Annotated in this window: 18 protein-coding genes and 1 tRNA gene; 7 read left to right on the top strand and 12 right to left on the bottom strand. The window is 75.1% G+C overall.

Annotated elements, in window-relative coordinates; translation table 11 throughout:
- Positions 1-11: 11 nt before the first annotated feature.
- The 4 genes from ACTWQH_RS10275 to ACTWQH_RS10260 all read right to left on the bottom strand — a co-directional run bounded on the left by ACTWQH_RS10275 (position 12) and on the right by ACTWQH_RS10260 (position 7,966).
- Positions 12-1,301, bottom strand: coding sequence for a serine/threonine-protein kinase (locus ACTWQH_RS10275; protein WP_443286110.1), 1,290 nt, complete (start codon positions 1,299-1,301; stop codon positions 12-14).
- Positions 1,301-3,262: a caspase, EACC1-associated type gene (locus tag ACTWQH_RS10270; RefSeq protein WP_443286109.1), complete on the bottom strand. Its 1,962-nt coding sequence runs from the start codon at positions 3,260-3,262 to the stop codon at positions 1,301-1,303. The genes ACTWQH_RS10275 and ACTWQH_RS10270 overlap by 1 nt, the downstream gene beginning before the upstream one ends.
- A gap of 226 nt (positions 3,263-3,488) precedes the next feature.
- Positions 3,489-6,692: an AAA family ATPase gene (locus ACTWQH_RS10265; RefSeq protein ID WP_443286108.1), complete on the bottom strand. Its 3,204-nt coding sequence runs from the start codon at positions 6,690-6,692 to the stop codon at positions 3,489-3,491.
- Positions 6,689-7,966 carry an exonuclease SbcCD subunit D gene (locus ACTWQH_RS10260; protein ID WP_443286107.1) on the bottom strand — a complete coding sequence of 426 codons (1,278 nt, stop codon included), beginning with the start codon at positions 7,964-7,966 and terminating at the stop codon, positions 6,689-6,691. The genes ACTWQH_RS10265 and ACTWQH_RS10260 overlap by 4 nt, the downstream gene beginning before the upstream one ends.
- 192 nt (positions 7,967-8,158) lie before the next feature.
- Here ACTWQH_RS10260 and ACTWQH_RS10255 point away from each other — a divergent pair, with 192 nt between their 5' ends.
- Positions 8,159-9,868, top strand: coding sequence for an alkaline phosphatase D family protein (locus tag ACTWQH_RS10255; protein WP_443286106.1), 1,710 nt, complete (start codon positions 8,159-8,161; stop codon positions 9,866-9,868).
- Here the strand turns inward: ACTWQH_RS10255 and ACTWQH_RS10250 are convergent, their stop codons facing one another.
- Positions 9,869-10,561 carry a hypothetical protein gene (locus ACTWQH_RS10250; protein ID WP_443286105.1) on the bottom strand — a complete coding sequence of 231 codons (693 nt, stop codon included), beginning with the start codon at positions 10,559-10,561 and terminating at the stop codon, positions 9,869-9,871.
- Positions 10,562-10,694: 133 nt separating this feature from the next.
- Between ACTWQH_RS10250 and ACTWQH_RS10245 the strand changes: the two genes are divergently transcribed.
- Both ACTWQH_RS10245 and ACTWQH_RS10240 read left to right on the top strand, forming a co-directional pair.
- Positions 10,695-11,312, top strand: coding sequence for an HAD-IA family hydrolase (locus ACTWQH_RS10245; RefSeq protein WP_443286104.1), 618 nt, complete (start codon positions 10,695-10,697; stop codon positions 11,310-11,312).
- Between the two features lie 62 nt (positions 11,313-11,374).
- Positions 11,375-12,874 (top strand): dihydrolipoyl dehydrogenase family protein, encoded by a 1,500-nt coding sequence (locus tag ACTWQH_RS10240; RefSeq protein ID WP_443286103.1) that lies wholly within the window; start codon positions 11,375-11,377, stop codon positions 12,872-12,874.
- Between the two features lie 183 nt (positions 12,875-13,057).
- On the opposite strand, the gene ACTWQH_RS10235 is transcribed toward ACTWQH_RS10240, so the two are convergent.
- Positions 13,058-13,882, bottom strand: coding sequence for a hypothetical protein (locus ACTWQH_RS10235; protein WP_443286102.1), 825 nt, complete (start codon positions 13,880-13,882; stop codon positions 13,058-13,060).
- Positions 13,883-13,910: 28 nt separating this feature from the next.
- Between ACTWQH_RS10235 and ACTWQH_RS10230 the strand changes: the two genes are divergently transcribed.
- Positions 13,911-14,504 carry a hypothetical protein gene (locus tag ACTWQH_RS10230; protein ID WP_443286101.1) on the top strand — a complete coding sequence of 198 codons (594 nt, stop codon included), beginning with the start codon at positions 13,911-13,913 and terminating at the stop codon, positions 14,502-14,504.
- Here the strand turns inward: ACTWQH_RS10230 and ACTWQH_RS10225 are convergent.
- Positions 14,420-16,036, bottom strand: coding sequence for a glycoside hydrolase family 43 protein (locus ACTWQH_RS10225; protein ID WP_443286100.1), 1,617 nt, complete (start codon positions 16,034-16,036; stop codon positions 14,420-14,422). The two genes, ACTWQH_RS10230 and ACTWQH_RS10225, sit on opposite strands and share 85 nt — an antisense overlap.
- Positions 16,037-16,690: 654 nt before the next feature.
- Here ACTWQH_RS10225 and ACTWQH_RS10220 point away from each other — a divergent pair.
- Together ACTWQH_RS10220 and ACTWQH_RS10215 are read left to right on the top strand one after the other, a co-directional pair.
- Positions 16,691-16,912: a hypothetical protein gene (locus ACTWQH_RS10220; protein WP_443286099.1), complete on the top strand. Its 222-nt coding sequence runs from the start codon at positions 16,691-16,693 to the stop codon at positions 16,910-16,912.
- A 297-nt stretch (positions 16,913-17,209) separates the two neighbouring features.
- On the top strand, positions 17,210-17,581 hold the full coding sequence (locus tag ACTWQH_RS10215) for a hypothetical protein (protein WP_443286098.1): 372 nt from the start codon (positions 17,210-17,212) through the stop codon (positions 17,579-17,581).
- A 19-nt stretch (positions 17,582-17,600) separates the two neighbouring features.
- Here the strand turns inward: ACTWQH_RS10215 and ACTWQH_RS10210 are convergent.
- The 3 genes from ACTWQH_RS10210 to ACTWQH_RS10200 all read right to left on the bottom strand — a co-directional run bounded on the left by ACTWQH_RS10210 (position 17,601) and on the right by ACTWQH_RS10200 (position 20,655).
- Positions 17,601-17,674 (bottom strand) — tRNA-Thr (locus tag ACTWQH_RS10210).
- 52 nt (positions 17,675-17,726) lie between these two features.
- Positions 17,727-19,373 carry an alpha/beta fold hydrolase gene (locus ACTWQH_RS10205; protein WP_443286097.1) on the bottom strand — a complete coding sequence of 549 codons (1,647 nt, stop codon included), beginning with the start codon at positions 19,371-19,373 and terminating at the stop codon, positions 17,727-17,729.
- Between the two features lie 46 nt (positions 19,374-19,419).
- Entirely contained in the window at positions 19,420-20,655 is a 1,236-nt protein-coding gene (locus ACTWQH_RS10200) for a DNA polymerase III subunit delta' (protein ID WP_443286096.1), read from the bottom strand.
- Positions 20,656-20,788: 133 nt separating this feature from the next.
- Here ACTWQH_RS10200 and ACTWQH_RS10195 point away from each other — a divergent pair, with 133 nt between their 5' ends.
- Entirely contained in the window at positions 20,789-22,150 is a 1,362-nt protein-coding gene (locus ACTWQH_RS10195; protein WP_443286095.1) for a choice-of-anchor P family protein, read from the top strand.
- 56 nt (positions 22,151-22,206) lie between these two features.
- On the opposite strand, the gene ACTWQH_RS10190 is transcribed toward ACTWQH_RS10195, so the two are convergent.
- Entirely contained in the window at positions 22,207-22,698 is a 492-nt protein-coding gene (locus ACTWQH_RS10190) for a hypothetical protein (RefSeq protein ID WP_443286094.1), read from the bottom strand.
- A 98-nt stretch (positions 22,699-22,796) separates the two neighbouring features.
- Positions 22,797-25,808, bottom strand: coding sequence for a dTMP kinase (tmk, locus tag ACTWQH_RS10185; RefSeq protein ID WP_443286093.1), 3,012 nt, complete (start codon positions 25,806-25,808; stop codon positions 22,797-22,799).
- Between the last annotated feature and the right edge of the window lie 108 nt (positions 25,809-25,916).

Below are 25,916 nucleotides of genomic sequence, written 5' to 3'. Positions count from 1 at the left end.
GAGCCGAGCGCTCAGCCGCGAAAGAGCCGCCAGCGGCGCCGCATCCGGGGCGGCGGCGGCAGCTCGGGCGCCATGGGCATGGACCCGGTCCGCAGGGGCTCGTCGTCGCCCGCCCCGCGCCGGGTGCGCGCGGCCGGGGGTGAAGGCGGACGCGACGTTTCGGCCGGACGCGCGGACAGGGCCGGAGTCGGCGTTGGACGTGTCGCCGTATCGTCCTGCGCGCCGCCCGTGTCGTCGGTGTCATCCGGGCCGTCCGGCTCGTCGAGGTCCGGCGCCGGAACAGCCGCGGACCTGAGCCCGGGGGCCATGGTGATCCCCGGGACCTCCTCGGTCTTCGTCTCCAGGCCCGGGCCGTCCCGGCCGCCCTGGCTGCCCCGCATGCTCTCGTCGAGGTCCAGCACCATCTGCGCCCGCCGGAGCGTCTCCAGGCTCACCGGCGCCGGAAGCCAGCGTCCGGACTCCAGCAGGCCCGCTGCTTCGAGACTGTCGAGGTGGACGGCCTGGACCAGCAGCTGAGTGGCGGAGGGCCTGTCGCGCGGATCCTTCGTGAGGCACAGCGTCACCCCCGCGCGCAGGGCCTCGGGAACGCCGCTCAGGTCGGGCGTTTCCCCCACCACGCGGAAGAGCGTCGCGGGCACCGAGTCGGCCTCGAAGGGATTCCGCCCGGTGGCGGCGTAGGTCATCAGGCTGCCGAGCGAGAAGAGGTCGCTGGCGGGGCCCAGGCTCTGGCCCCTCGCCTGTTCCGGGGACATGTAGCCGGGGGAGCCGATCAGCGCTCCGGTGGCGGTGAGGCGGGTGGACGCCTCCACGTGCTCCGAGATGCCGAAGTCGATGACGCGCGGCCCGTCGGCGGTGAGCAGCACGTTCGACGGCTTCAGGTCGCGGTGGACCAGCCCGGCTCCGTGGATGTGCTCCAACGCGCGCAGCAGGCCGAGCCAGAGCGCGTGCAGCGACTGCTCCGGCAGCGGGCCGAAGGACTCGACGCTCCACTGGAGCGAGGGACCGGGCACGTAGGCGGTGGCCATCCAGGGCGTCTCGCCCTCGACACCCGCGTCGAGGACCTGGGCCGTGAACGGCGCGGCGACGCGCGTCAACGCCGCGACCTCGCGCAGGAACCGCTCGCGGAACACCGGCTCCTCGCCCAGCTCCGGGCGGATGACCTTGATGGCCGCGACCAGGCCGGAAGGGGTGGCACGCCCCAGGTAGACCATGCCCATGCCGCCCGCACCCAGCCGCGCCACGATCCGGAACGGGCCGACCTGGCGCGGGTCGTTCCCCCTGCGGGCCTCCAGCCGGGCCATCAGCCGCGCCCCGTCGGCCGCCGCCCGTAGAAGATCTCCGCCCGCAGCCGCCGGTCGCGGTCGGCCCTGCCGCGCCACGCGCCGAGCAGCGAGGCGGCGGCCCGCGTCTCGGCGTGGTCGGGGCCCAGCACGCGCCGCAGCTCGGGCAGCGTGCCGCTGAGCATCCGCACGGCCTGGCCGACGTCGCCCTCCGCGCCCGTCCAGTGGGCGGCGCGGGCGCGGCAGGCCAGCGTGGCCGGGGCGTTGGGGCCGAGCACCCACTCCAGGTCGGGGATGAGCAGCGCGAGCTGCTGCGCGGCCTCGGCGGGGCGGCCGGTCTCGCCGGTCCAGTGGGCGAGCTGGCCGCGTGCCAGGAGCGTTTCGGGGTCGTCGTTCCCGAGCGTCCGCGTCAGGTCGGGCACGACGGCGGCGTACAGGCGCAGCGCCCGGCGCCGCCGCCCGGACGCGCCCGTCCACTGGCCGAGCCGCGCTCGCCCGACGAGGGTGTGCCGGTCGTCGCCGCCCAGGCTCCAGGTCAGGTCGGGCACGACGCGGGTGAGCAGCCGCGTGGCCTCGCGCGGGCCGCCCGCCCGCTCCGACCTGCCCGTCCAGTGGGCGTGGTTGATGCGGGTCACCAGCGTCTCGCGGTCCTGGTCGCCCAGCGTGCGGGCGAGGTCGGGCACGAGCTCGGCCGCGCGGCGGGCGGCGGCCATCGGGTCTCCGGACTCGCCGGTCCAGCGGGTGAGGCGGGCGCGGTTGACGAGCGTCTCGCGGTCGTCGGGGCCGAGGACGCGGACGAGGTCGGTCAGGAGGGTCGTGGTCAGGCCCAGCGCCTCGCGAGGGCGGCCGGTCTCGCCCGTCCAGTACGCCTGCTGGGCGCGGCCGGCGAGGGTGGCGGGGTCGTCGGGGCCGAGGACGCGCGTCAGGTCGTCGACCGCCACGGCGGCGAGCGTGAGGGCCTGATCGGGGTCGCCGGCCAGGCCCGTCCAGTGGGCGAGGCTGACGCGGCCGACGAGCGTGGCGGGGTCGTCCGCGCCGAAGGTGCGCGTCAGGTCGGGCACGATCGCGGTCAACTCCCGCACCGCCTCGGCGGTGTGGCCGGTCTCGCCCAACCGGTGGCCGGCGTTGCGGCGCCGGATCAGCTCCTCGTGCTCGACGCGCTCGACGCGCCCGACGCGCCCGACGCCGCCGACGTGCCCGCCGGGGGCCAGGACCGGGCGTCCTCCCGCGCGGCCGCGCGGCCGGGACAGCACCAGGAACTCGGCCGTGTCGGTGCCGCACTGCTGCGGCTCGGGCAGGCCCTTGGCGCGCAGCGTGCGCTTCAGGTGCCGGTACAGGGCACCGAGGGTCACGTCCTCGCCGTGGGCCTCCGGTATGCCGTCGCGCAGCGCCAGCAGCAGCTGACCGGTGAACTCCGTGTGCCGTCTGCCCTTGACGAAGCGGGCCATGTCGTTGGGCGGCGCGGAGGTGAGCGTGTAGGTCCCGGCGATCTCCAGGCGCTCGACGACGGGCTCGGGAACGCCCGTCAGCCCGCCGCTGATGGCGCGGCCGGAGAAGCAGCAGTCGAGGATCAGCACCCGGTTCCGCGCGGGGCTGGCGTGGAACGCCTCGCGGATGCCCTCGAAGGGGAAGGCGGTGAACGAGGGCACGTCGCGGTCGCTGTCGGCCAGCGCGAGGTACAGCTCGCGCCGCTCGTCGCCGATCAGGCCGTGGCCGGCGTAGTAGACGAGGAAGACGTCCTCGGCCCGGCGGGCGGCGGTCAGCAGCGGTGCGCCGAGGTCGCGCGGCGTGGCGGGGTCGGGGATCACGGTCACGCGGCCGGGCTCGGGGGAGAAGGGCGCTGGGCGGCCCTCGGTGAGGAGCTCGTGGAGGTCGGAGAGGTTGTTGCGGGCGGCGGGGATGTCCTCCAGGTCGGCGGAGGCGTAGTCCGCGACGCCGACGAGCACGGCCTGGGAACGCGCGGGATCGGGCAGGCGCGGCACGGCTCAGCCCTCCGCCGTACCTGGCATCAGCCGGGCTTCCACCGTCCGGACTCCTCTCGGCCCGAGTCTGCCTGTTTCGCCCTCTTCTTCTACTGTGCCATGTCCCGAGACAATGGGCCCTGGCGCTCGATGAGTTGACCTGACCCGGCTGAGGGAGGTGGAGGCGGTCGGCCGGGATCACACCCCGGTGGTCGTCATGCCGGGCCGATGCGGCGCGGGCAACGGATCATTCGGCCGCCACTGCCACCGCTGCCACCGCTGCCGCCCGCAGCGTGGATCCCCGGCGGGTCTTGGTCACCTCCAGCTGGGTGGGGATGCGGGCGCGCAGGTCGGGGACGTGGCTGACGATGGCGACGCTGCGGTCGTGCTCGCGCAGCGCGTCGAGCACGCCCAGGACCTCGTCGAGGGTGTCCTCGTCGAGGCTGCCGAAGCCCTCGTCGATGAAGAGGGTGTCCAGCCGCGCGCCGCCCGCCTCCTGGGCGACGGTGTCGGCGAGGCCGAGGGCCAGGGCGAGGGAGACGATGAACGACTCGCCGCCGGAGAGGGTGGCGGTGTCGCGGTCGCGCCCGGTCCAGGCATCGACGACGCGCAGGCCGAGGCCGGAGCGGGCGCCCCGCTCCGCCTTGGCGTCGGAGTGGACGAGGGTGTAGCGGGCGGCGGCCATGCGGTGCAGGCGGGCGTTGGCGGCGGCGGCGACCTGTTCGAGACGGGCGGCGAGGACGTACGTCTCCAGGCGCATGCGGTAGGCGTTCTCCGGCGAGGTCCCGTCGGCCAGCCCTGCCAGGCGGGCCACGCGGCGGGAGGTCGCGCGCAGCGGCAGCAACGCGGAGGCGTCGGCGGCGGCACGGGCGGAGAGCGCGTCGAGATCGGCGCACCGGGCACGAGCGTCGGCCTCGGCGGCGGAGGCGGCACGCAGCCGCCCGGTGGCGGCATCCAACGCGGCCTCGGCGGCCGACGCGGCCGCTTCGGCCTCGGCCGCACGCACCGCGGCCGCCCCCGCGCCAGTCTCGGCAGCCGCCTCGCCCTCGCCGCCGCCGTCGGCAGCCGACCCCGCCTCGGCCCGGGGCCCAGGCCCGCCCCGCTCGGGGGCCCGGGGCGGAGCCCCGTGGTGGGGGTACCTCCCAGGCCCCCGAGGGCCTGGGGGAGGGTGGGCGGGGAGGACGGCCGCCGCGGTCTCCGACAGCAGTGCCGCCACCGCCGCCTCCTCCGCCTGCCAGGCGTCCACCCGCCGCGCCAGCTCCTCCCGCGCCGCCGCGCCGAGCGCGGCGTCCGCCGCGGCCTCCGGCGTGGCGAACCCGGCACGGTACGCCGCGTCCGCCAGCGCCGCGTCGGCCTGCTTCAGCCGGTCCGCCGTCTCCTCGGCCGCGCGGACCGCCGCGCCCGCGGCGGCCAGGGCCTCGGCCAGCGCGGTGAGCTGGGCGGCGCGCTCGGCGACGGTCGCCGCGCCCTCGCGGGCGGCGTCGATCTCCTCGCGGAGGGCGGCGCCCTCGGCCAGCAGCGCCTCGCGCCGGGAGGCGTGAGCCGCGGCGTCGCACTCGGCGCGCCGGCGGCGTTCGGACAGCTCGGCGTGGGCGCGTTCGGCCGAGTCGAGGGCCTGGCGGGCGGCGGGCTCGTCGGCCGCGCGCGCCTCGGCCTCGGTGTGGGCGGCGGCCAGCTCCGCGACGGCGGCTGCCAGTTCGGCGGCCGGGTCGTCACCGGCCTCGGCGCGGGCGGCGGCGTGGGACTCGCGGACGGCGGCGAGGCCGGACTGGGCCTCGCCGCGGCGGCGTTCGGCGTCCTGGTGGGCGGCCTGGGCGGCCTCCTCGGCGGCGCGGTCGACGTGGTCGTCCGTGGCGCGGGCCGGCCGGGGGTGGTCGGCGGAGCCGCACACGGCGCAGGGCTCGCCGGGGCGGAGCGCGGCGGCCAGTTCGGCGGCGATGCCGCGCAGGCGGCGTTCCTTCAGGTCGAGCCAGTGCGCGTAGGCGTCGGCGGCGGCCTCGCGGGCGGCGAGGAGGCCGCGTTCGGCGGCGTCGGCCGCCTCGGCCAGCTCGTCGCGGCGGCGGGCGGCGGCGAGGCGGCGGCGGGCGGGGTCGAGGCGCTGGGCGGTGGCGGCGGCGCGGGTGGCGGCGTCCCGGGCCTCCTCCAGGCGGCGGCGCAGCTCCTCCTGCGCGGCGGGCCAGGCGGCGAAGCGGTCCTCGGTGGCGGCCAGCAGCCCGGCGGCGTCGGCGGCCTCGCGCTCCAGGCGGGCGAGCTCCTCGTCGATGGCGCGGGCGCGGTCCTCGGCGGTGCGGGCGGTGGCCAGGGCGCCGAGGCGTTCGCGGGCGGCGCGTTCGCGTTCGGCGAGGTGGGCGGCGGGGGCCTCGGCGAGAGGGGCGGGCAGCGGGGCGCGGGTGCGGCGTTCGGCTTCGGCGGCCTGGCGGTGCTCGGCGTCGGCGGCGTCGCGCAGCTCCAGGGCGGGGGCGACGGCGTCGGTGGCGCGGGCCCGCTCCAGGCGGCGGCGGTCGGCCTCGCGCTCGGGCCGGCGGGCCGCCAACGCCTCGGCGCGGGCGAGGGCCTCGGCACGGCGGCGCTGGAGGCGGGCGCGCTCGCGGGCCCCGGACAGGTGGCGCCCGGCGCGGGCGTGGGCGTCCTCGGCCGTGCTGAGCGCGAGGCGCGCGATGCCGAGCCGCTCGCGGGCGGCGCAGCGAGCCTGTGCGGCCAGGCCCAGCACGGCGTCGGCCAGCTCGGGGTCGCCGGGCGCGGGCAGGTCCGGGCCCGTGTCGTCGCCCGCCGCCTGCCCCGCCGCCTGCTGGATGCGGTGCGCCGTGGCCAGCAGCCGCTCGTCGCCGGCGCGCACGCGCTGGGCCGCCTCGCCGCGCCGCTCGGCCAGGTGGGCCTCGGCGGCGGCGAAACGGCGGGTGTCGAAGAGCCGCCCGAGCAGCCGGGCGCGATCCTCCGCACCGGAGCGCAGGAAGCGGGCGAAGTCGCCCTGCGGCAGCAGCACGACCTGGCAGAACTGCTCCCGGCTCATGCCCAGCAGCCCCGCCAGCTCCGCGCCGACCTCCTGGTGGGAGCGGCTGAGCGGCCGCCAGGAGCCGGTGGCCGCGTCGTGCTCGCGCAGCAGCGTGGCCGCGCGCTCGCGGGTGACGCCGGTGCCGCGCTTCTTGGGGCGCTCCTGCTCGGGGCGGCGGGTGATCTCCAGCCGCCGCCCGCCGAGGGTCACGTCGAGCACGACCTCGGTGCGCACGTCCGGCGCGGCGTGGTCGCTGCGCAGCGACACGGCGCTGGACTGGCGCGCGCCGGGCACGGCCCCGTACAGCGCGAAGCAGACGGCGTCGAGCACGGACGTCTTCCCGGCGCCGGTGGGGCCGTGGAGGAGGAAGATCCCTCCGGCGGCGAGCCGGTCGAAGTCGACCCGCTCGGTCCCGGCGAAGGGCCCGAACGCCGTGAGGGTCAAGCTGTGCAGCCTCACGCCGCGCCCTCCGAGGCGTGGCCGACGCGCACGCCACCGGGCCCCGCGCGGCCGGGCCCTGCGCCGCCGGGCCGGTCGGCCCGGGCGTCGCCACCCCGCCCGCCATCGGCCCGCTCCTCGCCCGCCGGCAGGCGGCTCGCGTCCAGCGCCTCGCGCAGCCAGGCCCGCTCCCGCTCGTCCGGGCCCGCCCCGCGGCGCACGTGCGCCACGAAGTCCTCGGCGATCTCGTGGTCGCCGCGCCCCGCCAGCCGCTCGCCGTAGGTGGCGTGGGCCGCGCCGGGCGGCGTATCGGGCTCGAAGACGAGGCTCAGCACGTGCGGGAAACGCCGGGCGAGCCGCGCCATGGGCTCGTCGGGGCGCGCGGGGTCGGTGAGCGTCGCCTCCACCCAGGCGTTCTCGTGCCCCTCCAGCGCCGGGTCGGACAGCAGCGCTCCCAGCCGCCCCCGTATGCGGGCCAGCGGCCGGGGCACCGGGCAGGCCACCCGCTCCGCCCGCACGCCGCCGCGCGCGTCGAGGTCCACCAGCCACATCGACTTCTCGTGCCGGGCCTCGGAGAACGAGTACGCCAGCGGGGACCCGGAGTACCGCAGCCGCCCGCCCTCACCCACCTGCTGGCAGCCGTGCAGGTGGCCCAGCGCCACGTAGTCAGCGCCGTCGAAGACGCCCGCCGGGACGGAGGCCACCCCGCCCACGCTGATGTCCCGCTCGCTGTCGCAGCCCTGGCCGCCGGTGACCACGGCGTGCGCCAGCACCACCGAGCGCGTCCCCGGCGCCCGGCCCGCCAGGTCGGCGCGCACCCGGTCCATCGCGGCCCCCAGCACGGCGGCGTGCCCGCCGCCCGCCGCCACCGCGAACTCCTCCCGGACGAGGGCCGGTTCGAGATACGGCAGGCCGTAGAACGCCACCTCGCCGTGCCGGTCGGCCAGCGTCACGGGCGTGGCGCAGCCCGCCGGGTCGGTGCGCAGGTGGATCCCGGCGCCCTGGATGAGCCCGGCCCCGACGCCGAGCCGCAGCGGCGAGTCGTGGTTGCCCGAGATCATGACCACGGGGACGCGCAGCGCCGCCAGCCGGTGCAGCACCTCGTCGAAGAGCCGCACCGCCGCCAGCGACGGCACCGCCCGGTCGTACACGTCCCCCGCGACCACCACCGCCTCGACCCGCTCCTCGCGCACGGTGGCGAGCAGGTGGTCGCAGAACGCCTCCTGCGCTCCCAGCAGGCTCATCCGGTGGAAGCCGCGCCCCAAGTGCCAGTCGGACGTGTGCAGTAGCCTCACGCGCACCTCCCCTCCTTCGCGAGGCTGTCCAGTCTGCCAGCGGGGTCTGACACCGCCGGTTTGCCCTGGCGTCGATGTGCGGATTCGAGCGTTCACGTCCCGATCGCTCTCCGTATCGAACGCTCTGCTTCGATCACGCTCGTTTGGTGCCATCTGCGGCTTCTTGCGGCCGCTCGCCACCTTGGAGCGTCCTTGTCGTCGGAGTCGTCGGAGTCGTCGGAGTCGTCGGAGTCGTCGGAGGCCGCGGAGTCCCCGGGATTCAGCCGCCGTCGCCTGCTGGCCTGCGCCGGCGCCAGCGCGGCGGCCGGCGCCGTCGTCGGCGCCTCGGCCGCGCCCGTGAGGAGCGCCGCGATGGACGGGCACGGGGACGGGCATGGGCCGAACGCCGCACCGCGCCTCCACCCCGCCCGCCCCTCTCACCCCTCCCTCCGCTCCGACCCCTTCACCCTCGGCGTCGCGTCCGGCGACCCGCTGCCCGACGGCGTGGTCCTGTGGACCCGCCTCGCCCCGGACCCGCTGGCCTCCGACGGCCTGGGCGGCATGCCGCCGCGCCCCGTGCCGGTGGCGTGGCAGGTCGCCGAGGACCCGGCGTTCCGCACCGTCGTCCGCTCCGGCGAGGCGTACGCGACGCCGCGGCTCGGGCACTCCGTCCACGTCGAGGTGACCGGCCTGCGGCCGGACCGCGTCTACTTCTACCGCTTCCGCGCCGACGGGCGCCCCGGGCACCACCTCAGCGAGGTGGGCCGCACCAGGACCGCCCCGGCCGCGGGCGCGGCGCTCGGCTCGCTGGCGTTCGCCTTCGCGAGCTGTCAGAGCTACACCGAGGGCCACTTCACGGCGTTGCGGCACCTCGCCGCCGAGGACCTCGACGTCGTCGTCCACCTCGGCGACTACATCTACGAGGACGCGGTGCCCAGCCCCGTCGGCCCGCACCGGGAGCACCTGCCCGCGAACGAGCTGTTCTCGCTCGCCGACTACCGGATCCGCTACGCCCAGTACAAGACGGACGCCGACCTGCGGGCCGCGCACGCCGCCCATCCCTGGGTCGTGTCGCTGGACGACCACGAGGTGGACGACAACTGGGCCGACGGCATCGACAGCGAGGAGCACGCCGGCCCGCGCTTCCTCGCCCGCCGGGCGTCGGCGTTGCAGGCCCTGTACGAGCACCTGCCGCTGCGGCGGGCCTCGTTGCCCTCCGGCCCGGACCTGCGGATGTACCGGCGGCTGCGGTACGGCGACATGGCGACGTTCCACGTGGTGGACACGCGGCAGCACCGGGACAACCAGCCCTGCGGCACGGGCCGTCAGCTCGACTGCGCCGAACGCCTCGACCCGGGGCGCACGATGCTCGGCGCGGCGCAGGAGCGGTGGCTGCTGGACGGCCTGGCCTCCTCCCCCACCACCTGGAACGTCATGGCCAACCAGGTCGTGATGATGCAGGGCGACTCCGTCGCCGGTCCCGGCCAGGGCTTCGGCATGGACACGTGGGACGGCTACGCGGGCGCGCGGCAGCGGCTGATCGACGGGGTGCGGCAGCGGGGCGTGGACAACTTCGTCGTGCTCAGCGGGGACGCGCACCGCAGCGTGGCGGGCGACCTCAAGGCGGCGTTCGACGACCCGGGTTCGGCGACGGTCGGCACGGAGTTCCTGGCCACGTCCATCAGCTCGGGCGGCGACGGCCAGGACACGGACGACTGGGGCGCGCTGTGGCTGGCGGAAAACCCGCACATGGCGTTCTACAACGTGCAGCGCGGGTACGCCCGCTGCGAACTCACCCCCGCCGAACTGCGCACCGACTACCGGGTTGTCCCGTACGTCGCCCGCCCCGGCGCGCCGATCGCCACCCGCGCCAGCGTGTACGTCGCCGCCGGCCGCCCCGGCGTCGCGCACGTCACGGCGTGATCAGGCCGCCATCTCCCGCAGCTCCCGGTACCCCTCCTTGTCGTGCCGCACCCGGACCAGCGCATCCACCAGGCGCACGAACTCGCGGTCGTCGCGCACCAGCGAGCGCAGCCCCGCCGCGTCCCGCTCCAGGTCGAGCCGGGCGGCGGCGTCCAGCGCCTTCTTGTCGGCAAACGGCCGCAGCTCCTCCCACAGCAGCTGCGCCTCGCGGCAGAACGCGTCGACCGTGCCGTCGCCGACGCCGGCGAAGTGGCGCAGCAGCTCGCGCTCACGCCGCGGATCGTGGTCGGCGTCGTCGCGCAGCTCATTGAGATCCCCGCCGTGGTCCTCCAGGAGGTGCATCGCGGCGTCCGTCATGGCGGTGGCGATCCGCTCGCTGTCGTTCGCCGGATACCCGGCCTCCTCCAGCACCCGCGCGACCTGCTCGGCCCCCGCCTCCCGCACCTGCCCGGCCGTCCCCCAGCGCCGCCCGCGCAGGTCCACGAAGGCCCGCACGGCGGTCCCGGGATCGACCCGGGCGTCGGTCAACGCCGCGAGCTGGAACATCTGGAACAGCGCGTGCGGGGTCGTCTTCCCCAGATGAATCTCCGCCTCCTCGGCGAAGCTGCGCTCCCCGTACCGCTCCATCAGCGCCCCGACGACCTCGCTCCGCTTCCCCTGCCTGCCCTGCCCGCCCTGTGCCGCCGCTGCCATGCCTCGCCTCCCGCTCTCGCTCCTCTCGCGACCTCTCCAGACGTCCAGAACACCACAAACACGGCGCGAACGCCCACCCCGGAGACGCGGACAGCCCGGCCGCATCCATCCGCCCACGTGGTGAGGTGGAACCATGCCGAACCGCCCTCTCCCCTACGACGCCGTGCTCTGCGACATCGACGGAGTCCTCCGGCACTGGCCCGCCCCCGACGCGCTCGAACAGGCCCACGGACTCCCCACCGGCGCCCTGGCGGCCGCGGCCTTCGCACCGGCCCGCCTGCACCCCGCCATCACCGGCCGGATCACCGACGAGGAGTGGCGCTCGGCCGTCGCCGCCGACCTCGCCGCCACCCACGGCTCGGCGGACCGCGCCCACGCCGCCGTCACGGCCTGGTCCGCCCTCGTCCCCGTCGTCGACCACGACGTCGTCACCCTGCTGCGCCAGGTGCGGAACGTCGCCTCCGTGGCCCTGGTCTCCAACGCCACCACCCGCCTGGAACGGGACCTCGCCCGTCAGGGCCTCACCGACCTCGCCGACACGGTCGTCAACACCGCCCGGATAGGCGTCGCGAAGCCCGACCCCCGCGTCTACATCCTCACCGCCGAGCGCCTCGAAGCCACGCCCGCCCGCTGCCTGTTCGTCGACGACACCCCGGCCAACGTCACCGCGGCGCGCGAAGCGGGCATGGCCGCCCTCCACTACCGTCACATCGGCGACCTGCGCCTCGCGCTCGCCCCGCTCCTCGGCTGAGCGGCACGCCCTAGGGTGGGCGTACATCCGGGCACGCGGACGCGAAAGGACAAGTGCTGGCCATGGCGGCATCGCTGAACCCCGACCGCACCGAGTGGGATGTCATCGTCCTGGGCGGTGCGGCCGCCGGGGAGAACGCCGCGCAGTACGCCAGCCAGACCTCGGGCCTGGAGTCGGTCCTGGTCGAGGCCGAACTGCTGGGCGGCGAGTGCTCCTACTGGGCCTGCATGCCCAGCAAGGGCCTGCTGCGTCCCGCCGAGATCCTCGACACGGCGCGGCACCTCCCCGGCGTCGCCTCCCTCGTCGCGGGCGCCCGGCTCGACGTCGACGCCGTGCTGGCGCGGCGGGACGCCATCGTCAACGGCCTCACGGACGACTCCCAGGTCCGGTGGGCCCTGGGGGCCGGGATCGACGTCGTTCGGGGATACGGCCGCCTGGCCGGAGAGCACACCGTGGTCGTCACCGACCCCGACGGCCGCACCCGGACGCTCACCGCCCGGCACGCCGTCGTCATCGACACGGGATCGCTCCCGAACGTGCCCGCCGTGCCGGGGCTGCGCGAGGCCCTGCCGTGGACCTCCCGGGACGTCACCAACCTGCACGAGGTGCCCCGCCGCGTCGCGATCCTGGGCGGCGGGGTGGTGGCCTGCGAGGCCGCCACGTGGCTGCGCGGCCTCGGCGTCGGAGAACTGACCCTGGTCCATCGCGGAGCCGGGCTCCTCTCCCGCCAGGAGCCCTTCGCCGGAGAGCTGGTCGGCGCGGCCCTGGCGGCCGGCGGCGTCTCGCTGCGGATGGGCCGCACCGTCACGGCGGTACGCCGCGAGGCCGCCCGGGACACCGGCACCGGCCGCGTCCACGGCGGAGCCGCGACGGTGACGCTCGACGACGGGTCGACGCTGACGGCGGACGAGATCGTCGTCGCCACGGGCCGCGTCCCCCGCACCGGCGACATCGGCCTGTCCTCGGTGGGGCTGCCCGACGGCGGCTATCTCGACGTGGACGACCAGCAGGCCGTGGGGGGCGTCGGCGGACGGTGGCTCTACGCCATCGGCGACGTGTGCGGCCGCGCGCTCCTCACCCACATGGGCAAGTACCAGGCGCGCGTCGCGGGCGGGGCGATCGCCGCCCGGGCGGTGGGGCGGCAGCCGGCGTGGCACGACGAGAGCCGCCTCTCCACCGCGGCGGGGCACCGGGCCCTGCCGCAGGTGACGTTCACCGACCCCGAGGTCGGATCGGCCGGCATGACCGAACGTCAGGCGCGCCAGGCCGGTCTCGACGTCGAGACGGTGGAGTACGACATGGCCGCGCTCGCCGGCACGTACCTGCTGCGCGAGGACTACACCGGCCGCGCCAAGCTGGTCATCGACCGCGCCGGCGACACCCTCGTCGGCGCGACCTTCGTCGGCTCGGCCATCGCCGACCTCGTGCACGCCGCGACGGTCGCCATCGTCGGCCGCGTACCCCTGAGCGTGCTGTGGCATGCGGTCCCGAGCTATCCGACCCCGAGCGAGATCTGGCTCCGGCTCCTGGAAACACTCGACGCGCAGCGGGGTTCCCGGTAACGGGCTGCCGTCGAGCAGGTTGCGGTAGGGGCGGAGCGAGACTCCGAGCGCGAGGCGGAAGGGCAGGGACCACGCCATGCCCACCTCGCACCTGGAGTCCCCCTCCCCCCGGCGATCCGGCGATGTCGTCGGCCGCGCCCGTGGGATGGCCGTACACCACACCCACGGGTCTGGGCCGCGGGGTCAGCCCTCGATGTTGCCACTGCGGAAGTCGGCGACGTTCAGGACCTGTTCGGCCGGTGGCTCCTCGAACTCGACCGGCTCGTTGTACTGGCTCAGCTCGATCTCGGTCTCCGTGCCGTTCTCCATGGTGCGGACCAGCAGCGGGTAGGGCTCGCCCTCGGTGGCTATGAGCATCGTCACCTCGTTGCCCTCATCGTCGGGACCGGAGAGGGTGATGACGGGGGTGCCGTTGTACTCGGTCTCGGGGCCGACCTGGTCCGCGCCGCCGGAGCCGTCGTCGGACTCGATGTCCGCCTGCAGCGCCGCCAGCGAGCAGGTCCCGGCCAACTGCGACATCTCCGGGTCGCTGGTGTGGCCGTACAGATAGCTGCCGTCGAGCAGGCTGACCGTGCTCGCGTCCCCGACCGCCAGCTGCGACTGCCAGAACGCGGTGTCCGGCTTCATCCAGACCTCGTCGTCCTCGCGTACGAGGAGCTCGACCGAGCCCGCACCCCCCTGGGTGACGGACCCGTCGCAGGAGCCGTCCCGGTCCATGTGGAGGTCGAGACCTATGCCGGTCACCTCGGGATCTCCCAGCGTCCTCATGCGCAGCGAGGTGGCGGACTGCAGCGCCTCCTGGGCCCGATCCGCGATTTCTTCCGGGGGCAGGCTCGCGAGCGATTCGCCGGCCTCGCTCTCGCCGGTCTCCCCCGTGGCGCCGTCGGTGCTCTCCTGGCCGTCCGCTCCCTGCGAAGCGGATTCCTTGTCGCTGCCGCAGGCGGTCAGCGCCAGCAGCCCAGCGGCCGCCACCGCGACCGTCTGCAGATGGCGCGTCCTTGGCTTCATGATGTGCCCCCCTAGGGTTACCTCGTCGATGCGGGTAGATCATCGCACGCGCATACGGATGCTCCGCATCGGGACGAAATCCGATACGAAACGAGGACACTGGGGGCGGCGCGGCCGGGGAGGCGGCCCGAACCGCGCGTCAGCGGGCCGCTACTGCTGCCAGCCGTGCCACCAGAAAGGCCCAGGCCGCCGACGGAAACGTCGTGGACCTGGGCTGGAGATCGACGCCCACTACCGCGAGTGGGACGACGACCTGACCGCGGGCGCCCTGCACCTCGTCGAGACCCTGGAGTTCCTCCACGTCGTGCGCACCATCGGCTGGCGGCACGCGATCACGCTCGACCTCTTCCCCTACCGCGAGGACCCGGCCGCCGCCGTCCGCGAGAGCGTCGCCACCCTGCGGGCCCTGGAGGAGCGCGCCGCGCGGCTGCCGCTGGACGAGCTGCGCGAGGCGCAGTTCCGGCACGACGCGATGGCCGTGGAGCGCATCGTGCCGGAACTGCGCCGTTCGGCTGAGGGCCGGACCGCGTCGGATGGTCAGGGCGTGCTCACCTCGAAGCTTTCCACCAGCACTTCGCCGCCGAGGGCCAGGGTGGCGTGGTTGAAGACGGCGAAGCGGTAGCCCATGAAGAAGTTCGGCGTCTCGTTCATGGTGAAGGCCGGGCCGAGCGGGGTGAAGGTGGTGCCGTCGGTGCTGTAGGAGAACGTCGCCTGGCGGCCCGGCCCCGGGTTGATGTCGGCGGCGGCGCGCAGCCAGACGCGGCTGCCGGGGAGGTCGGCGCCGGCCTGCTCGGTGCCGGTGCCGCTGGTGCTCCAGTCGGCGTTCATGGTCAGGCCGTCGAACATCACCAGCCTGCTGACGCCGTCCTGCCGTGTGACGCCGATCCAGGCGGAGGTGTCCCGCAGCATCGCCAGCCCGGCCCGGTCGCCGTCCGCTATCCCGGAGCACTCGAGCACGACGGTCGCGGTGGAGGTGGGGCCCTGGATGCGGCGGGTGAGGGTGTTACGGGCGCTGTAGAGGTCGTCGGTGACGGTGGCGGTCCTGAGGGTGAGCCCGTTGTCGACGGTGAACGCGGCGGTGTCGGGGTTGTGGTTCCACTCCCAGTACGGCGCCAGCGCCGTCCCCTCGAAGGTGTCGGCGCCGGTCATCGGCGGGAGCGGGTGCGGGGTGACCGGGTAGGGGTATGTCCCGCCCCAGGTTCCGTCGACGGTCTGGAGCTCGGGCCAGCCCTCGGCGTTCCAGGTGACCGGGGCCAGGGCGGGGACGCGGCCGCCGGGGTAGGCGTCGATGAAGCCCATGTAGTACCAGTCGCCGTTCGGGGTGTCGACCAGCGAGCCCTGGTGCGGTATGCCGCCGCCGGGGATCGGGCCGGGCAGGTCCAACAGCAGCTCCCGCATCTCGTACGGGCCCCAGGGGCCTGAGGTGGACTTCCAGACGTACTGGCCGTTGGGCGGGCGGGTGACGAAGATGTAGTAGTTCCCGTTGATCTTGTAGAAGCGGGCGCCCTCCATATAGTGCATGTCGTCGGGCTTGGTGAGCACGTGCTCGTCCCTGACCTCGGTGAGCATGTCCGGGGCGAGCTGCGCGACATGGATCTCGTTGGCGCCGTACGCCACGTACGGGGTGTCGTCGTCGTCGAAGAGCAGCCCCGCGTCGTAGTAAACGCTGCCGATCTCGGCGTGCCGGGTCCAGGGGCCCGCCGGGTCGGTGGCGCTGTATACGTACGACCGCTGGGCGCCGATCTGGCCCACCCAGTAGAAGGTCTCGTCGCTGGGGCGGTGGCGCATCGTGGACGCGTAGGTGCCCTGGACGTAGGCCCGTCCGCCGTTGAGGTCGTAGGCGTCGCCGAAGTCGAGGACCGGCACCGAGTGGCCGATGAACTCCCAGTTGACCAGGTCGTAGGAGCGCAGGACGGGCGCGCCCGGCGAGTAGTGCATGTTCGAGCCGGTGTAGTAGTACGTGTCGCCGACGCGGATGACCTCGAGGTCGGCGAAGTCCTGCCAGATCACCGGGTTGGTGAACTGCTCCTGCTGGGCCGTCGTGCCCGCCGCCGCGCGCATCGCGCCCATCGCCGGCAGCGAGCCGCCCGCGACCAGGCCGGCGGTGGCCGCTATGACTCTCCGGCGGCTGTGGGGGTGTTGGAGCCAGGACATACGAGATCAGCTTCCTCACGCGTGGGGGGACGGGGTCCGGAGGTGCGGAGCGGTGGGTGTTCCCCGCAGTAGCGGGGAACACCCCCTCATCGAAGCGCTTCGATACTCAGCCAGGGTCCTGCTTCTGTCAAGAGATCGCGCGGCAACGGCTTGCGGTGCCCACTGAAACCCGTCGGTAACGTTGCCAATTCCCCTCGAACTTCTGCCGCAAGGCTTGTGCGCTCCACTGAGGGCTCCTAACCTCAGCCAGGCGTTGAAGCGCTTCGATCATTCATCTTACGTATCACGGACCTTGGATTTTGCGATGAAGCAGAGCCATGGAGGGTCGCTGACGTCATGCCGAACCCACGCTCCGGGCTCAGCCGGAGAGGTTGGAGAAGCTGCCGCTGCAGAACGTGCTCTACCAGATCGTCGTAACGCCGCCAGCGGCCCGCCGGCATGTCGGAGATGATCGCCAGCCGCCAGGTGCCCAGCCTCGCCGTGCAGACCGCCGTCATGATCCTCGCGCAGCTGCTCGAAGCCGAAAAGGGAAGCACCCGAGGAGGTGCACTGCCGGCCGCGCACCAGGCGCCTGGTCGAAGAGCTTCGCCTGCTCGGCGTCGGCGCGGCCGAGGGCCGGTTGCGCGGCCTGGCCGGCCGCTGCTGACTGCCCGCATGACAGATTCCCGCGTGCTCTACCTGATCACCTGCGCCGCTCCCCCTGCCCAGCGCATCCGCACCGGCATCGAGAAGGCACAGGCCGCCGGATGGGATGTATGCCTGGTTCCGACACCCTCGGCCGCACGGTGGCTCGACGCGGAGCTGGTTCCTCACGTGCCGAAGCACGGGAACCTGGACGCCCACCCGTGGGAGGCAGCTCTGGCAGCCCTGCCGTAGCAACGCCCCGACGCACGCCCGCTGCGGCCGGACGGCGGCGCGCAGCCGCTCGCGTCCCCGGCCTTGCGCGCGCGTGCGCGAGGCGCGACCGGTCGCGGATCATGAGGCGTCGGGGAGTTGAAGCGACTCGGCGGGCGGGGCGGGTTCGTCGGGGACGGCGGTCAAGGGGGCAACAGGGCCAGTCTCCGGGAGTGGCCCCCTTGCACCCTTCCCGTGCTCGCCGGTGCTCCGGCGAGCGACATCCACCATTCCCACCCCTTCTTCTCCGCCTGGACTCCGAGCTTTTGACGTGCGCGTTTGCGCCACGGCGCGGCGGCGAGCGGCGCGCGGGTCGAGTGGGACGGGACGTCCGACTCCCGGGCCGAGTACCTGGTAGCCGCCGAGGTGGACGACGACCGGCACGAGAAGAAGGAGGCCACCGAGTTCCTGCGCGAGGCCCTCGCCGCCGGGCCGCGCCTGTCGAAGGAGGTCGAGGAGGAGGCGCGCGAAGCGTGGGGCATCGCGCCCCGGAGATCGCCACCGAGGCGGCCGAGGCGGCGGCGAGGCTCGTTCCGAGAGCCGCCCCCGGCCACCGCCGGGCTCACCTCGGGCTCACATGCCCGCGCGGAGGTCGTCACGCTTCCGGGGCAGTCTGCCCGTTGCAAGGAAAAAGCCCAGGTCAGCCGGTAACTGTCCTGGACTTTCTCTGAGCCGCCTAAGGGAATCGAACCCTTGACCTACGCATTACGAGTGCGTCGCTCTGGCCGACTGAGCTAAGGCGGCGGGGGGCCCGCCGGTTGGGCGGGCGGGCCTTGGTCAGTTTACACAGTGCCGGTCAGCACTGTGTCCCGTCCTCCGGGCTGGTGCCCTCGAGGAGGTAGGCGTTGACCGCGTCGTCGATGCAGGAGTTGCCCGTGGCGTAGGCGCCGTGGCCGTCGCCGTCATTGGTGAGGAGGATGCCGGACTCGAGCTGGTCGGCCAGGCCCTGGGCCCAGACGTAGGGGGTGGCCGGGTCGCGGGTGGTGCCGATGACGACGATGTCGGCGGCGCCGGAGGCGGCGATGCTGATGGGGTGGCCGCTGGGCTCGACGGGCCAGACGGCGCACTGGAGGGTGGCCCAGGCGAAGTCGGCGCCGAAGGTCGGGGAGGCCTCCTCGTAGGCGTCGATCACCTCGCGGACCTCGTCGGGGGACGTGGTGCCGGCCGGGCTGTCGAGGCAGCTGATGGCGGGGAAGGCGAAGGCGCTGGTGTCGTACGAGGCGTCCGGGGTCCGCTCGTAGTACGTGTCGGCCAGCTCCAGCAGCCCGGAGCCGTCGCCGTCGTTGATCGCGGTGCTCAGGGCGTCGCGCAGCTGGGGCCACATCGACTCGGCGTACAGCGCCATGGCGACGCCGGTGTCCGCCAGCGACTCGGTCAGCGGGCGGTCCGGGTCGTTGGTCGGCAGGGGCTCGGCGTCGACCTCGGTGTAGAAGTCCTTCAGGCGCTGGGAGGCGGCGTCGGCGCCCTCCGTGCCGAGCGGGCAGTCGGCGTTGCCCGCGCAGTCCTCGGCGAAGGAGCGGAACGCCGTCTCGAAGCCGCCGGCCTGCTCGCGGTCGGTGTCGAGGGTGGGCAGGCGCGGGTCCATGGCGGCGTCGAGGACGAGGTGGCCGACGTTCTGCGGGAAGAGGCCGGAGTAGACCGCGCCGAGCTTCGTGCCGTAGGAGAAGCCCACGTAGTGCAGCTGCTCGTCGCCGAGCGCCGCGCGCAGCACGTCCATGTCGCGGGCCGTCTCGATGGTGGAGATGTGCCCCAGCAGCTCGCCCGACTCCTCCTGGCAGGCCTCGGCGAACCCCTCCATGGAGTCGACGAGTTCGTTCGTCTCGGCCTCGTCGTCCGGGGTGCCGTCGGTGGCGACGAACTCGTCCATCTCGGCGCCGTCCAGGCACTCCACCGGGTGGCTGCGGCCGGTGCCGCGGGCGTCGAACCCGACCATGTCGTACCGGGCGCGGACCTCGGCCGGGAAGATGTACGACGCCGAGGACTGCGCGAAGTCCACGGCGGAGGAGCCGGGGCCGCCCGGGTTCATCAGCAGGGCGCCGATGCGGGTGCCGGGGTCGTTGGCCTCCTGGCGGGTGACGGCGATCTCGAGGTCGGTGGCCGGGTCGGGGTTGTCGTAGTCCATCGGCACGGTGAGCGTGGCGCACTCGAAGCCCGCCGCGCCGCCGGTGCCCTCGCAGGGGCCCCACTCCAGCTCCTGGTCGTAGTACGCCTGGAGGTCGGCTGGGATCTCCTCGGGGAGGGGCTCGAGCGCTGGGGCGTCGGGGACGTCGCGAGGCGGGCCCTGCGACTCGTCCGGCCCGTTGGGCTCCTGCGACTGCGCCTGAGAGGGCGAGCGGTCGGTGGGGCGGTCGTCGTCGGAGCCGGAGCAGCCGGACGCAGCCACGAGCACGACGGCGGAGACGGCGGCAACGGTGAGGCGGCGGGCTGGGAGGGCGGTGCGCATGTGGGGTCCCCCGTTGGTGGCGTGACGTAGGAGTGAGCGTAGTAGCTCAGCGCAGGGCCATGGTCATCGCCTCCACGGCGAGAAGTGGCGCGACGTTGCGGTCCAGGGCGCGGCGGCAGTCGAGGACGGCCTCGATGCGGCGCAGCGTCTGCTCCGGGCGGGAGGCCGCCGCCACGCGCTCGACCGCGGCCGCCGCGTCTCCTGCCAGGGCCACGGAGGAGCCGAACTGCCGGGCCAGCACGTCGCGGTAGAAGCCGGTGAGGTCGGTGAGGGCGAGGTCCAGCGTGTCCCGCTGGGTGCGGGTGGCGCGCCGCTTCTGCCGGTCGGCGAGGTCCTTCATCACGCCGGCCGTGCCGCGCGGCAGCCGCTTGCCCTCGGGCGCGCCGAGCGCGGCGCGCAGCTCGTCGGTCTCCTTCCCGTCCAGCTCCTCGGCGAGCTGCTTGGCGTCCTCGGCGGCGGCGTCGACCAGCTCCTGGGCGGCCCGCAGGCCGCCGCCCACGTCCGCGACCCGCTCCGGGAGACGCAGCACGGCCGCGCGGCGGGCGCGCGCCCGCTCGTCGGTCGCCAGGCGCTTGGCGCGCCCGATGTGCCCCTGAGTGGCCCGCGCCGCCGTCAGCGCCACGTCGGGGTCGATGCCGTCCCGCCGCACCAGCACGTCGGCGACGGCGGCGACGGGCGGGGTGCGCAGCGTCAGGTGGCGGCAGCGGGAGCGGATGGTGGGCAGCACATCCTCGGAGGAGGGCGCGCACAGCAGCCACACCGTGCGCGGGGCGGGCTCCTCGACGGCCTTCAGCAGCACGTTCCCCGCACCCTCGGTGAGGCGGTCGGCGTCCTCCATCACGATGACCTGCCACCGCCCGCCGGCCGGGGAGAGCTGCGCGCGCCGCACCAGCTCGCGTGTCTCCTTCACGCCGATGGTGAGCAGCTCGGTGCGGATCGCCTCCACGTCGGCGTGCGTGCCGACGAGGGTGGTGTGGCAGCCCTCGCAGAAGCCGCAGCCGGGCCGGCCGCCGAGGGCGCGGTCGGGGCTGCGGCACTGGAGGGCGGCGGCGAACGCCCGGGCCGCCGTGGACCGGCCGGAGCCGGGCGGGCCGGTGAAGAGCCAGGCGTGGGTCATGGCGGAGCCCTGGGCCGCGCCCTGCGCCGTGCCCTGTGCCGGGTCCGTCGACGCCGCCGGCTCGCCGCGCTCCGCCGCCGTGACGAACGCGTCCGCGTCCCGCGCGGCGGCGGACAACTGCGCCACCACCTGCTCCTGACCCACGAGGTCGTCCCAGACCGCCACCGAAGCCTCCTCCTCACCTCATGCCCCATTGTGGGGCAGGCCACTGACAGCGGCGGGGCCGTTCGGCGGAACCTCGGGGCGGCGGACCGCCATGACGAACGCCTCCAAGCCGGTCATATGGGATGTTTGCGACATGATCGACACCCAGTACGCGACCGTGCGCCGCGGTGGTCTCGCCGCCGCCCTCGCCGGCGTTCTCCTCGGGGCCGCGCTGGTGGTGGCCGCCCCGGCCGCCCCGGCCCGTGCCGACAGCCACACCGACAGACACAACGACAGACACGCCCAGAGCCACGCCGACCAGCGCGACGACAACCGGAACGACCGCAGGAACGACAGGAACGACAGGAACGACCGCAGGGACAACCGGAACGACCGCAGGGACAACCGGGGGAACGAGAACCGCGGCGACCGCCGGAGCGACGCCGTCCGGAACGACCGGGACGGCAACGGCACACGGGCCGACGAGCCGAGCGAACGCAACGACGAGCGGCGGGGCGGACCGCGTAGCAGCAGGCAGGCCACCGTCGCCGACTCCGAGACCGGGTCCGCCGCCGCCCTCGGCATCCGCGCCCGCCTCGGCGACGACGTCGACATCGCCGAAGGCCGCGCCGCCTACCCCGGCGACCAGGGCGAGGACAAGCTCGCGGCCGTGACGCTGGGCGAGGTCGGTACCGCGCACACCGTCACCGCCACCGCCACCGGCGAGGCCAGCAGTGGCGAGACCCGGGCGGAGGCCGGCGTCGCCGAGCTGGACATCGACCTGGCGGAGATGCGCCTGGGCAGCCTCTCCTCCGGCGAGATCCGGGCCGCCTGCCTGGCCGAGGACGGCATGACGCCGCGCGGCGCGGCGGTCCTCACCGACGCCGTCCTCAGCCTGCCCTGGCTGCCCGATGTCGAGTTCGGGGAGGCGCCGGCGCCCAACACCACCATCCGGCTGCCGGGCCACCTCGGCCAGGCCGTGCTGAACGAACAGAGCAGGCAGCCGAACGGCTCGCTGACCGTCAACGCCCTCCACCTCACGCTCAACGACCGCACCGGCACCCGAAGCGGCGAGCTGGTCGTCGGCTCCGTCAACTGCCTCGCCGGCACGGGCGAGGAAGAGGAAGAGAAGGAAGAAGAGGCGGCGGACGACGCCACCCGGGACGAGGACGAGGACCGTAACGCCGACGAGGGCGGCACGCGCGCCGAAGACGACACCGCGCGCTTCGTCGCCGCCGCGGAGGACGCGCGGACCGGACGAGCGGTACACGGGGTGCTCATGGAGATCGTGCAGCCGAACGGCGAGACGGCCGCCGACTGCACCACCGACAGCTCCGGCACCTGCGCCATCGAGGACCTGCCGCCCGGCACCTACTACGTCTGCGTCGCGAACGTGCCCTGGCGCTACCAGATGCCCGAGCGGGACGAGGTCTGCTCCGGGCCGTACGAGGCGGAGGCGGGCCAGGAGATCCGGATGGAGCGGCCCTTCGGGGTGGAGAGGAGCCAGTTCGCGTAACCGCGTAACCGAGCCCGCTCACCTACCTGCGCGTGGCGTCCCGGCTGGCCGGGGCGCTACGCGCACGTTTCGTCAGACGTTTCGTCGGAGCGGGAGCCCGACTCCGGCGGCTGGCCGAAGACGTACACCCAGTCGCCGTCGTCCAGCACCGGCCACAGGTGCCGCCCGTCCTCGTGCCGCAGGGCAACGCAGCTCTCCCCGCCGCCATCCCCGCCCCCGGCGTCCCCGGCGCCGCCGCCGTCCCGGGTCGTCAGGAAGTGGCCGGACGCCGGGCGCAGCCGCGAGACGCGGTGCCAGCCGCCGGGCTCCTCGTACGCCGTGTGCACGGGCGCCGGGCCGAAGACCACCTGGCCGTCCCAGCCCTCCTGCACCCACAGCAGCCCCCTCGCCAGATCGACGCAGACCACCTGGTGGTCGCCGACCGGGCACTCGCCCTGCTGGTCCGGGTGGCCCGGAGAGCCGGACACGGGGCCCGACGCCGCCACGGCCGCCGTCGCGGCGAGCGCCAGCAGCGAAACGCCCATCCGTCGCGTCCGCAGTCGCCTCATGTTCCCTTGATACTCCGCGGACGGCTCGCGGGCCCGCCGGGCACCGCCGAACGGACGCGCCTGCCGCCCGCGCTGACCAACGCCCCAGGCCACTACACCTAGCGCCGTCGCCCGCCCCGGCCCCGGCCCCGGCCCCCGCCGCGGCCACCATCCCCGCCGTCGTGGTCGTCCTCGTCCTCCGGCTCGCGGGGGCCGAGCAACTCGTCGGCGAGCGTCGGCAGGTCGTCCAGGGGCGTCTCCTCCGCCCACTCCGGCCGCTCGCGGCGGCCATGACCGCCGGGCCCACCGGCCCCTCCGGCCCCCGGAGGCGGCGGCGCGGCCTCGTCCTCGCTGATCTTCGGCAGCGGCTTGGTCTCCCCGACGTCGTCCGAGCCCCGGCCGGGGTGGCCGAGCGGCAGCTCGGCGGTCTCCTCGCTGTCCGAGACGGCCGGGCCCCGCGGCTCCCCGGACGGCCGCGACGCCCGAGGCCCCTCCGGCTGGACCTTGGGCAGCTGCACCGTCTCGGCGTCGTCCTGCTGGGGCGCGAGCCGCGCCTGCTCCGCCCGCAGCAGGGCCTCCTCCGCCCGCCGCTGCTTCTCAAGGCGCCGCTCCTCGGCCTCCGCGCGCAGCCTGGCCTCCTCGCGGCGCCGCCGGTCCGCCGCGATCTGCTCCTCGCGGCGCCGCCGCTCCTCTTCCTCGCGCCGCAGCCGCTCCTCCTCGGCCTGCCGCCTGGCCTCCTCCGCCCGCTGCCGGGCCTCCTCGGCCCTGCGGGCCTCCTCGGCGCGCCGACGCTCCTCCTCCTCGCGGCGCTTGCGCTCCTCTTCCTCCGCGCGCAGCCGCGCCAGCTCGGCCTGCCGCTCGCGCTCGCGGCGTTCCTCCTCCTCGCGGCGCTTGCGCTCCTCTTCCTCCCGGCGCCTGCGCTCCTCCTCGGCCTTGCGCCGCGCCTCCTCCTGGGCGCGCAGCTCGGCCTCGGACAGCGGCAGCATCTGGTCCAGGCGGTGCCGGGCGGCCGTGGTGACGGACTCGGGGTCCTGGCCGGCGTCGATCACCAGGTACCGCGTGGGGTCGGCGGCGGCCAGCGCCAGGAAGCCGGCCCGCACCCGCTGGTGGAACTCGCTCGGCTCGGACTCCAGCCGGTCCGGCGCCTCGGTGAAGCGCTCCCGGGCCGTCTCCGGCGAGACGTCGAGCAGCACGGTCAGGTGCGGCACCAGGCCGCCCGTCGCCCACCGCGAGATACGCGCCACCTCGGTCGCGGACAGGTCGCGGCCCGCGCCCTGGTAGGCGACGGAGGAGTCGGTGTACCGGTCGGAGATGACGACTGCGCCCCGCGCCAGGGCCGGGCGGATCACGGAGGCGACGTGCTCGGCGCGGTCGGCGGCGTACAGCAGGGCCTCGGCGTGGTGGGACAGCCCGGCGGCCTCGACGTCCAGCAGTATGGCGCGCAGCCGCTGCCCGATCGGGGTGGCGCCCGGCTCGCGCGTCACCACCACCTCGTGGCCCTTGCCGCGGATCCACTCGGCCAGCGCCTCGACCTGCGTGGACTTGCCCGCGCCGTCGCCGCCCTCGACCGCGATGAAGAAGCCGGTCTCGGCCGGGGCCAGCTCGGGCTCCTCGCCGCCGCGCACCGCCTCGGCGAGGTCCTGGCGCAGCGGCACGCCGCGCCGGTCGTCGGTCCGGCCGAGGACGAACGCCGCCACCGGCAGCAGCAGCACGCCCGTGATCATGAGGGTGAAGCCGGCGCCGCCGTGGTGGATGGTGAAGTCGCCGCGCTCGACGCGGTGCGGGCCGATCAGGGCGGCGGCCGCGGGGGCCGCGACGGCGGCCAGCGCGATGGCGACGCGCAGCACCGCGTGGAGGTGCTGGGTCAGCCGGGGCCTGCGGAACTCCTCGGTCTCCTGGTCGAGCAGCACGTGCCCGGTGTGGGCGGCGATCCCGGCGGCAAGGCCGGTGGCCAGGGCGGTCGCCTGCACGGTGGCCGGGTCGGAGATCAGGCCGACGCCGAAGATGCCCAGGCCCGTGCACGCGAGGGCCAGGGCGAACAGGCGGCGGCGGGAGAGGGAGGGCAGCACAGCCGGCGCCAGCCGGATGCCCGCGGCGACGCCGCCGGTCAGGCCGAGGACCAGCAGCCCGAAGGTGACCGGCCCGCCGCCCAGGTCCCCGGCGTGCAGCACGGCGACCGCCACGGCGGCGGCGATGGCGGCGGCGAGCGCGGCGCAGCCCAGCACCAACGCCGAGATCGCGCCCGTGCGCCCCTTCTCCGGCGTGGTGCCCGCGGCCGGGCGGCGCAGGCCCTCCAGCGGGGAGACGGGGCGGCGCGACTCGACGCCGGGCAGCTTCACGAAGTACAGCACGGAGATGGAGGCCGCGAAGCAGCCGGCCGCGAGGTACGAGGCGAGCGCCGCCTGGTGGTCGCCGAACCAGTCGACGCCGGTGGCGAGCAGGTTGCCCACGAGCGTGGCGGCGACGAGGGCGGCCGCGGCGGCGGGCAGCGCGAGGAAGGCGCCGCGCTGCCACAGCCTGCGCAGCGCCTCGTGATGATCGGGAAGCGGCCGGATCGCGGCGCCCTCGGGCGGCGGCGGGGGCAGCAGCGCGGGGGCGACGCTGTCGCGGGCGGCGACCCAGACGCGCTCGGCGACGCTGGTGAGCAGGATCGTGCCCAGCAGGTAGGCGTACGCGCTGTCGGGCACCCAGTCGATCCACAGCGGGGCGATGATCAGCAGCACGACGCGAACGCCGTCGGCGCCGACCATGGTCCAGCGGCGGTCGAGCGGCCCGGCGGGGGCCAGCAGCCCCGTCACAGGGCCGAGCAGCACGGCGCCCGCGAGCAGCGTGGCCAGCAGCCGGACGCCGATGGCGAGGGCGACGGCCAGGGCGACGCCCTCGTACCCGCCGCCGAAGAGCATGTCGCCGTCGGGCTGGACGTAGAGGGCGGCCTGCACGCCGAGGAGGACGAGGACCAGCGCGGCCAGGGCGTCGCCGACGCCACCGGTGAACTGGGCCTCCCAGAGCCGACGCAGCTCGGGAACCTGAAGCAGCGCGCGGCGGGCGCGTTCGCGTGAGTCCGCGGCGAGCGCCTCGTCGGTGGCGCCGCCAGCGGGGTCAACGACCTTGGGTTGCTCTGCTCGCGTCACTGGGCCAGCGTAACCTCAGCCACGGACATCGGGGACACTTGCCCGAACATGTGCGCGGCGCGCGGCGGTACTTGCGACACCCGGCGCGCTGAGGGCTCTCCCCGCCCA

Origin of the sequence: Streptomyces sp. 6N223 (assembly GCF_052246635.1) — a bacterium.
GTDB lineage: Bacteria > Actinomycetota > Actinomycetes > Streptomycetales > Streptomycetaceae > Streptomyces.
This window is presented reverse-complemented; position numbering and strand designations above follow the sequence as displayed.